Origin of the sequence: Pedobacter hiemivivus (assembly GCF_005144565.1) — a bacterium.
Lineage (GTDB): Bacteria > Bacteroidota > Bacteroidia > Sphingobacteriales > Sphingobacteriaceae > Pedobacter > Pedobacter hiemivivus.
In genome coordinates this window covers 100,005-110,254 of the sequence record NZ_SWDX01000014.1, presented here as the reverse complement: position 1 = coordinate 110,254, position 10,250 = coordinate 100,005, and the positions used below count along the sequence as shown (strand labels likewise).

Below are 10,250 nucleotides of genomic sequence, written 5' to 3'. Positions count from 1 at the left end.
ACGTGCGACTTCCTATGGAATACAGAATATGGAAATGCAGGGGGCTATGGCAATTTTTACCGTAAACTTAAAAAGAATCCTAAAACTGATCTAATATTCAATAAATCTGAGTTAAATCCAGTCAATTGCAACCAAAATGCTTATTTATCCTTCGAAAAAGACAGGTATATATTGATCAAAAAATCAGTATAACGAAATCTCAACTTTGTTCAATAAAAAAAACGATCAAGTAAAAAACATGTTCTACTTGATCGTTCCTTAAGCTGGCTCATAAATGAGGAACTTTTTCAGTGCCCTCTCGTGAGATATAGCCCTTTTAGTTTACTGATTAATTTTTCGTCCAGATTCTTGTATTTAAGTCCAGATCTTTAATAATGCCATACATAAATCGAATTACTTCGGTGTCTTCATTTAAAAAACCTGAAGTAAGAATACTTTTATACACAGGGGGTTCGAAGTAGTCCTTGTTTAGGGGGAATGCGATAAAAACGCAGGAACCTATAAATGAAAGTGAAATGGTGTAACTGCAGCGCTTATTTAGCTCGCATAGTCGTTCCATCATCGCCGGTGTCAAAATGTATCGGGCTTCTACCTGATCCGTTGAGTAGGTAGCAAATTCTTTTTCAAATTCGGGATTTTCCAGCCGTACAGGTGTTCGGTCTGAAGAATTGAATATAGGCATTGCTTTTGATATCCAGGCGCCTAACGCTGTCCCCATATCTTTGGGTCTTACTATGGTTACACCATTAAAATTCTTATTAAAATCGGCATAAAAAACGATTCCTTTCAATATGGTATGCCAATGTTCTTGCCTACCATTCTTTGTCTGCGTAACAGTTTTGTACTCTGCATGAAGTTCGGAAAAGGAAAATGATGTTTTTCCTGCTATTCCAGAAACCTGATCTTCGCTCCTATAGCGATCCGGCTCTTTGCTAAATAGCTGGGAACAAATGAACTCTTTTTCCGACAGACCGTTTGTATAATCCATTTCAAGGCTTTCATCTATGGTTTTGAGAACCAGTGGAATTACTCCTTGCTTAAAACTATGTCTGTATTGGTAAAACTTAGCATTTGTCTTACTCCATAAAACAAAGCCTGTAATCAGCATTATTCCGCCAATAACAGCCCCGGCTATGGCAAAAGTGCCGGAAGCAATTCCTGCCACTATAGTTAAAATACCTATGGCAATGCACAGGTAGCTCTTTATTTTTAGTGCAGAAACTTCTTTTCGTTGATTTTCTAAGTCGGCTAGTACGCTGTCCATTAGTTATTGAAAAGCTCTTTTGCGCTAATGTTTTTGCGTTCTTCTTCCGTGTTGGCAAGCAGATTTATAGGCTGATAATTCATCATGCCAGCAAAAATACTCCCTGGAAACATCATGATTGCATTGTTATAATCGGTAACCGAAGCGTTATATGTTCTTCTCGCCGCTGCTATTTGCTCTTCACTCTCTGTCCAGGTAGTTTGAAGGTTGATAAAGCTATTGTTGGCTTTTAAATCTGGGTAGTTCTCAACGGTTACCATTAGTCCCTTCACGCTTGTACTCAACTGCCGGTCTATGTCCAGCTTTTCTTCATTGCTGAGGCTTGCAGTTGTGGCCTTAGTTCGTAATTCAACGATCTTTCCTAGTAAGCCTTCTTCATAATTCATGTATTGTTTTACCGTTTCGATCAAATTTGGTAGTAGATCAAAACGTTTTTTTAGCATGACGTCAATTGCCGAGAAGGCGTTGTTGACTTGGTTTTTCTTTCCGATAAGGGAGTTGTAGAAACCGATCCCTACAAGAACGATTACAACTAGAATAATTAAGGCTATTATCATTTCGGCGTTTGAGTTTTTATAAATATATAAAAAAATCAAATACTTGCGTTAAGTGCTTAAGGCAAAAAAAAATCCTCGTTATCTAACGATAACGAGGATAATCATCCCTATTGTTTTGTTAAAATTCATAAATGAACGGTAACGTATAGATAAAGGCAATTAATAGGCCATTATTGAAAAACGACTTTGTTTTGGTTTAAACTCCTGTTATACAGGTTTATATATATTGATTGCTTTTGCTATCAATATCTGTATTCGAGCAAATTAATGCGCAATATGTGTAAAAGCGGGGTGTTATTTACTCAATTGTGCCCATTTTAGCCAAATAATGCGGAGAAGACATCCTCTATTTTACTTACTGGGCTAAGCTCGATTTTATAACGTTCAACTATTAGGCCTTTCATATTATAGTTGGAAAAAAAAATTCGCTCAAAACCTAGTTTCTCTGCCTCAGAGATGCGCTGCTCAATTCTATTAACCGCCCTTATTTCACCAGATAGTCCAACTTCGGCTGCAAAACATATTTTTGAGGAAATAAAGATATCCTCATGCGAAGAGATGATTGCAACGAGGATAGCGAGATCAATTGCCGGGTCTTCCACTTTAATGCCACCTGCGATGTTTAAGAAAACATCCCGCGTACTCAGCCTAAAACCGCATCTTTTTTCCAGGACAGCTAGTAGCATATTCATTCTTTTGGTGTCAAAGCCATTTGAAGAGCGCTGAGGCGTTCCGTAGGCTGCTGCGCTAACCAATGCTTGGGTTTCAATTAACATCGGTCTGGCACCTTCTAATGTGGCCGAAATGGCTATCCCGCTCAGCTCTTCATCACGCTGTGAAAGTAAAATTTCCGAAGGATTCGAAACTTCTCTTAAACCACTGCTGTGCATAGCATAAATACCGAGCTCAGCAGCGGCTCCAAATCTGTTCTTTATGGAGCGCAATATCCGGTATACATGGTGCCTGTCGCCTTCAAATTGTAAAACGGTATCTACCATGTGTTCAAGGATCTTTGGCCCTGCAATCGTTCCATCTTTGGTAATGTGACCGATAAGAAATACCGGGGTATCTGTTTCTTTTGCGAAACGCAACAGTTCGGCCGTACACTCTCTTACTTGCGATACACTTCCTGGCGTTGATTCTATATGTGCTGAATGTAGCGTTTGTATAGAATCTATAATAATGATATCGGGTTTAAGAATCTCTATTTGCTTAAAGATGTTCTGGGTCGAGGTTTCCGTTAAAATGTAGCAATCCGCTTTAGGCTTGTCTGTAATTCGTTCTGCACGCATTTTAATCTGCTGCTCGCTCTCTTCTCCCGAAACATATAAGATCTTTTTACCCGAAATATTTAGGGCAAGCTGGAGCATTAAAGTAGATTTTCCAATTCCTGGTTCTCCGCCAATTAAAGTGACCGATCCGGCAACAAGGCCGCCACCTAAAACACGGTCAAGTTCTTTGTCTCCGGTAAGGGTACGTTCTTCGCTTATGGATTGGATATCGTCTACCTTATTCGGCTTACTCACGCGTTGGGTTTCCGAACTGCTTTTCCATGTAGGAACCTTAGCTGCTGATTTTTCAATTACTTCTTCAACAAAAGTATTCCATTCGTTGCAGGATGGGCATTTACCCAGCCATTTTGCGGATTCATACCCGCAACTCTGACAAAAATATGCTGATTTTGTTTTAGCCAATTGATTTGATTTTAATGAATGATTTCGTCATCTGGGATGCTCAGGAAGACACTGTACTCCGTAAGGGCTTACGAATTTAGACTAAATTCCAGAAATAAACAGCAGTTAAAACAAAACAGGCCTAATCTCTATCAAGAAATTAGGCCTGTTCAAACAACCGTGGTTATTATTATAATTTAATCTCTTCGTCTTTAGAAGAAATAAAATGGAATTCAGTAAGGTTATACGACGGAACTGCTTTGATTTTTATCCGTTGTCCAAATTTAAAGAACCATTTCCACTGTAAAGAAATCAATCCTTTTTTAATGTAAGCTTCGATGTACGGGTGTACACAAAGCGTAATATTTTTTTCGTTTTGCTCCTGCAAAATATAGGTCAGATTATTTTCAATGTCATCCATTAAAACAATACTAGCCTTAATTTCTCCCGTACCGTCGCAGGTAGGGCATTTCTCGCTTGTTACGATGTTCATCTCTGGTCTCACACGTTGACGGGTGATTTGAACAAGGCCAAATTTACTTGGAGGAAGTATGGTATGCTTCGCGCGGTCCAGCATCATCAGATCTCTTAAGTGATCAAACAACATTTTTCTGTTCGCAGGTTTGTGCATATCAATAAAATCGATCACAACGATACCACCCATATCACGTAAACGCAATTGGCGGGCAATTTCTTTAGCCGCCTCTTTATTTACCTGGAGTGCATTCTCTTCCTGATTTTCTTTACTCGCAGTTCTATTGCCACTGTTCACGTCAATAACGTGCAAAGCCTCGGTATGCTCTACCACAAGGTAGGCTCCACCAGCTAGATTTACCGTTTTTCCAAAAGCATTTTTAATTTGCTTCTCAATACCGAAATGTTCAAATATAGGCTCCTTATGCTTGTATACTTTAACAATCTTTTCCATTTCCGGAGAAATCTCATGTACATATGAGCGGATGTCTTCGAAAAGATTAGTGTCGTTTACATAAACATTTGTAAAGTCTGTACTTAAAATATCACGGATCAGTGTGGATGTACGGTCCATTTCACCCCAAACGCGCTTAGAGGGTTCGGCATCGGGCAGCTTTTTTATAAAGCTTTCCCATTTGGCTACAGAATCCAAAAGGTCTTTCTGAAGTTCTGCAACGCCTTTTCCTTCCGAGACGGTTCTAATGATTACGCCAAAGTTCTTAGGTTTAATACTTTCAATAATCTTTTTTAAACGATTACGTTCGGTATTGCTCTTAATTTTTTTGGAAATTGAAATTACATTAGAGAAGGGTACCAATACAATATATCTTCCTGCAATAGAAAGATCAGAACTTAAACGAGGTCCTTTTGTTGAGATTGGTTCTTTAGCGATTTGTACAGGTAAAACAAGGTTTTTATTGACTACCTCTGATATTTTACCCGCTTTGTTAATGTCCTCTTCTAATTTGAAATTATCTAATAGTGTGCCATTAACAGAGCCATTACGCTTGATTTTTGTAAGCTTTATTAAAGATTGTACTTGAGGACCAAGATCGAAATAATGCAAAAAGGCATCTTTCTCATAACCAACATCAACAAACGCAGCATTTAGACCCGGCATAATTTTCTTTATACGGCCTAAATAAATGTCTCCAACTGCGTAATTGTTATTGATCTGCTCCTTATGAAGTTCTACAAGGTGTTTATCTTCAATTAAAGCTATGGTTACTCCCGAAGGAGATGAATCTATAATTAGTTCCTTTACCAAAAGCTACAGATTTTAAGGCATTACTGCCTTATTAACACATGGACAATAAAAAAAATATTGCTGCCAACAACTAAGGCTACGATCAGATCCTAGCCTTAGTTGTTGAGCAATAAACATTAAGAAAAATTATTTTTTCTTATGTCTGTTTTTTCTTAAACGTTTTTTGCGTTTGTGCGTAGCCATTTTATGTCTTTTTCTTTTTTTACCGCTTGGCATAATTTTAAAGTTTAAATATTTTTTGAATCTGTTTATTATTTTTTAGTCTTCAATGCAATTACTTTTTCATCAATAAATTTAGATAAAGTTGCATTGGCAGCCAATTTTTTGCTCTTTAAATAAGCATCAATTGCCTCTTCATTTTTTCCAAGATTTTCATAAGCTGTAGCCAGATAAAAATAAGCATCTGGGGTAGGCTTAATCGCAATAATACTATTAAATCTTGTAATCGCTTTATCAAACTGACCGGATTTTATGGCGAAAGTACCTAAGCTCATATTTGCTTTTAAGTTCTTAGGGTCTTTTTTCACTACATCCATTAACATGGCGATACCTTGCATTGGCATACCCATACCATTAACAATGGTAATACCTAGGCCTGTTTTAGCATCAGCACTGGTCGAATCTGCAGCTACTGCATTGGTATAAGCCGTATTGGCTTTTTGTAACAATGCAGGTTGTAATAAGGTATCGCGAGTGTTGTCATAAGCTTTTAAAAACTTATCACCCGTTACTAGCCAATTGTTTAAAGTAGGCTCTTTTGCTGCTACAATCTCTAAATATAATGCGCTTGGAACAGTTTGTTCCAGATCATCCCATTTTTGGGCCAATAATTTTGCTGCTGGAGCTTTCTTGTCTTCAGAAGCAGATTTAAAGGCATTTTCTAATGAGGTGATTTCAGCGGCAAGACTAGCATTTAGCAAATTTTTACCTGTAGTCGAAACCTCAGTTAAATTGATTGCTGCTGTTTCTTGAGCAGGCATTTGCCCAGCAGAAGGAACAGCAGCAGTGGTATCTTCTTTCGGTTTTACCAAACCTTTAATATCCCTCGTAAACAAAAATGCTACAAGCAAAATGACAGCGCCTATTAGAATAATTTGTTTGGAATGGATACTTTTTATCATGGTTATTAAGCTTCTACGCTAAGTTTTTTTGTGTTGCTTTTCACTTTGTCAACAAATACTTTTGCTGGTTTGAAACTTGGTACAAAGTGCTCAGGGATAATAATCGCTGTATTTTTTGAAATATTTCTTGCAGTTTTTTGGGCTCTCTTTTTTACAACAAAGCTACCAAAACCTCTCACGTATACATTTTCGCCACCGATCATACTATTTTTGATGACCTTGAAAAATGCCTCAACGGTTTCTTGTACATCTACCTTTTCAATTCCTGTTTTCGTTGATATTTCTGAAATAATATCTGCCTTAGTCATATTTTTTGTTTTATTAATTTACTGTGTGTTGTATTTTATAAATGTTTTGGGCTGCAAAAGTATTGCTTTTTAATGAGATAGGAAAATAAAAGATGATTTATTTGTCAGATCTTCTATCACTGGATTGCAAGTTTTGCTAAAATCAAATAATTACGCCGTATTTTTACCACCATGAGTTTTCAATCTGAAATCGTAAACTGGTACCTAAAACATAAGAGAGCGCTCCCTTGGCGGGACACCAAAGATGCATACATTATCTGGTTATCTGAAGTTATTTTGCAGCAAACCCGTGTAGAGCAGGGCTTGCCTTACTTTAACCGCTTTTTGCAGCATTACCCCACAGTTCTGGATTTTGCAGCGGCTTCAGAAACGCAAATACTTAAGCTTTGGCAGGGACTGGGGTATTATTCAAGAGGTAGAAATATGCTTTTTACCGCCAAACAGGTGCAGGATCTTCATAATGGAAAATTCCCGACTAAGTACGATGAGTTAATTAAACTTAAGGGGGTTGGCGAGTATACAGCGGCGGCGATTGCCTCATTTTCAGCTAACGAATCAAAAGCAGTATTGGATGGAAATGTGTTTAGGGTATTGTCTCGTTATTTTGGCATCGATGAACCTATAAATAGCAGTGGCGGCAAGAAACAATTTTTGGAGTTGGCACAAGCGCTGATCACAGATCAGGAAGCGGCGATATATAACCAGGCGATTATGGAGTTTGGCGCTTTGCAGTGTAAACCGAAATCACCAAATTGTAGTGTTTGCCCTGTTCAGTCTGGATGTGAAGCGAGCAAGAATAATCTTGTTAGCATGCTTCCCGTTAAGCTTAATAAATTAAAAAAGCGCACCCGCTATTTTAATTATCTCATCTGCCAGAGCGACGAAAATATCCTCGTCAAAAAACGTAGTGCCGGTGATATCTGGCAGGAGTTGTATGATTTTCCACTGGTAGAAACTTTAGAAAATTATCAAGAAGATCAACAAAATTTTTCAGAACAGCTGGGAAATATCTTTGGAAAGGATTGTAATGTTACTGCTTTAAGTCAGCAAAAACATTTATTGACGCACCAAACTATATATGTTCAATTTTTTGGTTTAGATAATTATATCATTAACTTTAATCAGGATGCAGAAATAAAATGGGTCACACTTAGGGAGTTTGACGAATTGCCGCAACCAAAAGTGATCACGAATTTTATGAATACGCATTTTAATTACTTAGAAAAACCATAATTCATGTCAGGTATTAACAAAGTTATTTTAGTCGGACATTTAGGCAAAGATCCTGAAGTAAGACATTTAGACGGGGGCGTAACTGTGGCCAGTTTCCCGCTGGCAACATCAGAAACCTATAACAAAGATGGCAAAAGGATAGAGCAAACAGAATGGCACAATATTGTTTTGTGGAGGGGATTGGCAGAGGTTGCTTCTAAGTATTTGCAGAAGGGTAAACTGGTATATATTGAGGGAAAATTACGAACCAGATCTTTTGAAGATAGAGAAAAGGTAAAGAAATATGTAACGGAAGTGGTTGCTGAGAATTTTACGATTCTGGGTAGGAAAAGCGATTTTGAACCACCAGTAAGTAGCGAAGGCACAACACCGAAAAGTGAAAACGAATATACAAATCTTACAGATCCGGCAGGAGATTTGCCGTTTTGACTGAAGTAAAATTAAGGCTGTATCACGGGATACAGCCTTAAATAAGATTATTCTACAGTAACCGATTTCGCTAGATTCCTTGGCTGATCGACATTACAGCCTCTCAGTACAGCAATATGGTACGATAGCAGCTGCAAAGGTATGGTTGCTAATAAAGGTAAAAACGCCTCACTTGCATCAGGTATCTCTATGCAATAGTCTGCCATTTTTCTAACCTCCACATCGCCTTCCGTAACAATTGCCAACACAATTCCTTTTCTTGCTTTTACTTCCTGGATGTTACTGATTACTTTTTCGTACGATGAGTTTTTAGTAGCAATAACTACAACAGGCATTTCCTCGTCGATTAAGGCTATTGGGCCGTGTTTCATCTCGGCCGCAGGATAACCTTCTGCATGGATATAAGAGATCTCCTTGAGCTTTAAAGCACCCTCTAGAGCTACAGGAAAGCCGCTTCCTCTTCCAAGGAATAAACAGTTTCTGGAATCTTTAAACTTCTCAGCAATCTCCTTAATCAGGTCATTGGACTCAAGTGCTTTCTGAATCTTGTCAGGTATGCAATCCAATTCCGTAAGCAGTTCAATTAATTTAGAATGGGTTAATGTACCTTTTTGTTGAGCCATATAGAAAGCCATCAAGGTAAGTACCGTAACCTGCGCAGTAAATGCTTTTGTAGAAGCTACACCAATCTCTGGTCCGGCATGTGTATAAACACCTGCATGGGTTAGTCTTGGGATAGATGCTCCAACTACATTACATACCCCAAAAATGGTCGCTCCTTTTTCTTTTGCCATCTCAATAGCGGCCATGGTATCGGCCGTTTCTCCAGATTGCGAAATGGCAATCACCACATCTTTTTCCGTGATGATGGGATTTCTATATCTGAATTCTGACGCGTATTCAACTTCAACAGGAATACGAGCATACTCTTCAATTAAATACTCACCAACCAGACCGGCATGCCAAGACGTACCACAGGCTACAATAATGATACGGTCTATATTTTTTAGCTTATCAGCATATTCTTTTATTCCGCCCAGCTGTACTTTTCCTTCGTTAGGGTAAATCCGGCCACGCATACAGTCTCTGATAGAACGCGCCTGCTCGAATATTTCTTTCAGCATGAAATGTTCATAGCCGCCTTTTTCAAGCATTTCCAGTTTAAGCTCTAGCTCCTGGATATATGGTGTCTGGATTACATTATCCAAACGTTTAATCAATAATTCATCGCGCTTTAAAAAAGCAATTTCGTTATCGTTCAAGTAGATTACATTCTTGGTATATTCTACGATTGGAGTGGCATCAGAAGCGATAAAATATTCGCCATCGCCAACACCAATTACCATTGGACTACCTTTTCTGGCCGCAATCAGTTGTCCAGGTTGGTCTTCGTCCATCACTACGATTGCATAAGCTCCATTAACCCCGTTTAGGGCGAGTCTAACAGCTTCTAGCAGATCCGTATTGTCGTTCTTGTAAACCTCTTCAATCAAATGGATCAATACCTCGGTGTCGGTGTCACTTTTAAATTCATGCCCCCTGGTTAGTAGCTCTTCCTTTAGCGTAGCATAGTTTTCTATGATTCCGTTGTGGATGATGGTAAGCTTCCCATTGTTTGAGGTATGCGGATGTGAGTTCCTGTCGGAAGGAGCGCCATGTGTTGCCCATCTCGTATGTCCGATTCCTACAGTTCCCGTGAGGTCTTTACCCTTCGCAAAGTTTTCAAGTTCTTGAACCTTGCCTGCTTTTTTATAAATATTTAAGCCCGAATCGTTAATTAAGGCAATGCCAGCGCTGTCGTAGCCGCGGTATTCTAATCTTTTTAGGCCTTTAAGGATTATAGGCCAGGCTTCTCTATGGCCGATGTAACCAACTATTCCACACATATATTAGGTTTATATTAGGTAGTAAAAAACAAATCCCC

The 10,250-nt window shown here is 38.6% G+C and carries 10 protein-coding genes; 3 read left to right on the top strand and 7 right to left on the bottom strand.

The window, feature by feature from the left end:
• Window positions 1–192 (top strand): hypothetical protein (locus FBD94_RS26170; RefSeq protein ID WP_205945321.1); only part of this gene is annotated, 192 nt, incomplete at its 5' end.
• Window positions 193–328: 136 nt separating this feature from the next.
• On the opposite strand, the gene FBD94_RS24205 is transcribed toward FBD94_RS26170, so the two are convergent.
• From FBD94_RS24205 to FBD94_RS24180, 6 genes are all read right to left on the bottom strand, one after another.
• Entirely contained in the window at window positions 329–1,264 is a 936-nt protein-coding gene (locus tag FBD94_RS24205; RefSeq protein WP_136882122.1) for a DUF3137 domain-containing protein, read from the bottom strand.
• Entirely contained in the window at window positions 1,264–1,821 is a 558-nt protein-coding gene (locus FBD94_RS24200) for a LemA family protein (protein WP_136882121.1), read from the bottom strand. Before FBD94_RS24200 ends, FBD94_RS24205 begins: the two co-directional genes overlap by 1 nt.
• 317 nt (window positions 1,822–2,138) lie before the next feature.
• Entirely contained in the window at window positions 2,139–3,515 is a 1,377-nt protein-coding gene (radA, locus tag FBD94_RS24195) for a DNA repair protein RadA (RefSeq protein WP_136882120.1), read from the bottom strand.
• A 169-nt stretch (window positions 3,516–3,684) separates the two neighbouring features.
• Window positions 3,685–5,235, bottom strand: a complete 1,551-nt coding sequence (locus FBD94_RS24190) for an Rne/Rng family ribonuclease (protein ID WP_131612068.1) — start codon at window positions 5,233–5,235, stop codon at window positions 3,685–3,687.
• A gap of 251 nt (window positions 5,236–5,486) precedes the next feature.
• Window positions 5,487–6,356 carry a tetratricopeptide repeat protein gene (locus tag FBD94_RS24185; protein WP_136882119.1) on the bottom strand — a complete coding sequence of 290 codons (870 nt, stop codon included), beginning with the start codon at window positions 6,354–6,356 and terminating at the stop codon, window positions 5,487–5,489.
• Between the two features lie 5 nt (window positions 6,357–6,361).
• A complete protein-coding gene (locus FBD94_RS24180; protein WP_090785712.1) occupies window positions 6,362–6,664 on the bottom strand; it encodes an HU family DNA-binding protein in 303 nt (100 codons plus the stop codon).
• A gap of 171 nt (window positions 6,665–6,835) precedes the next feature.
• Between FBD94_RS24180 and mutY the strand changes: the two genes are divergently transcribed.
• Together mutY and FBD94_RS24170 are read left to right on the top strand one after the other, a co-directional pair.
• On the top strand, window positions 6,836–7,897 hold the full coding sequence (gene mutY, locus FBD94_RS24175; RefSeq protein WP_136882118.1) for an A/G-specific adenine glycosylase: 1,062 nt from the start codon (window positions 6,836–6,838) through the stop codon (window positions 7,895–7,897).
• A gap of 3 nt (window positions 7,898–7,900) precedes the next feature.
• On the top strand, window positions 7,901–8,326 hold the full coding sequence (locus tag FBD94_RS24170) for a single-stranded DNA-binding protein (protein ID WP_131612062.1): 426 nt from the start codon (window positions 7,901–7,903) through the stop codon (window positions 8,324–8,326).
• Between the two features lie 47 nt (window positions 8,327–8,373).
• Here FBD94_RS24170 and glmS read toward each other — a convergent pair whose 3' ends face one another.
• A complete protein-coding gene (gene glmS, locus FBD94_RS24165) occupies window positions 8,374–10,212 on the bottom strand; it encodes a glutamine--fructose-6-phosphate transaminase (isomerizing) (RefSeq protein ID WP_131612060.1) in 1,839 nt (612 codons plus the stop codon).
• Window positions 10,213–10,250 lie beyond the last annotated feature (38 nt).

Excerpts from the sequence above, each read along its gene's own strand:
- mutY (WP_136882118.1), top strand. The coding sequence starts at position 6,836 with ATGAGTTTTCAATCTGAAATCGTAAACTGGTACCTAAAACATAAGAGA.
- FBD94_RS24200 (WP_136882121.1), bottom strand. The coding sequence starts at position 1,821 with ATGATAATAGCCTTAATTATTCTAGTTGTAATCGTTCTTGTAGGGATC.
- glmS (WP_131612060.1), bottom strand. The coding sequence starts at position 10,212 with ATGTGTGGAATAGTTGGTTACATCGGCCATAGAGAAGCCTGGCCTATA.
- FBD94_RS24185 (WP_136882119.1), bottom strand. The coding sequence starts at position 6,356 with ATGATAAAAAGTATCCATTCCAAACAAATTATTCTAATAGGCGCTGTC.
- FBD94_RS24180 (WP_090785712.1), bottom strand. The coding sequence starts at position 6,664 with ATGACTAAGGCAGATATTATTTCAGAAATATCAACGAAAACAGGAATT.
- FBD94_RS24205 (WP_136882122.1), bottom strand. The coding sequence starts at position 1,264 with ATGGACAGCGTACTAGCCGACTTAGAAAATCAACGAAAAGAAGTTTCT.
- FBD94_RS24170 (WP_131612062.1), top strand. The coding sequence starts at position 7,901 with ATGTCAGGTATTAACAAAGTTATTTTAGTCGGACATTTAGGCAAAGAT.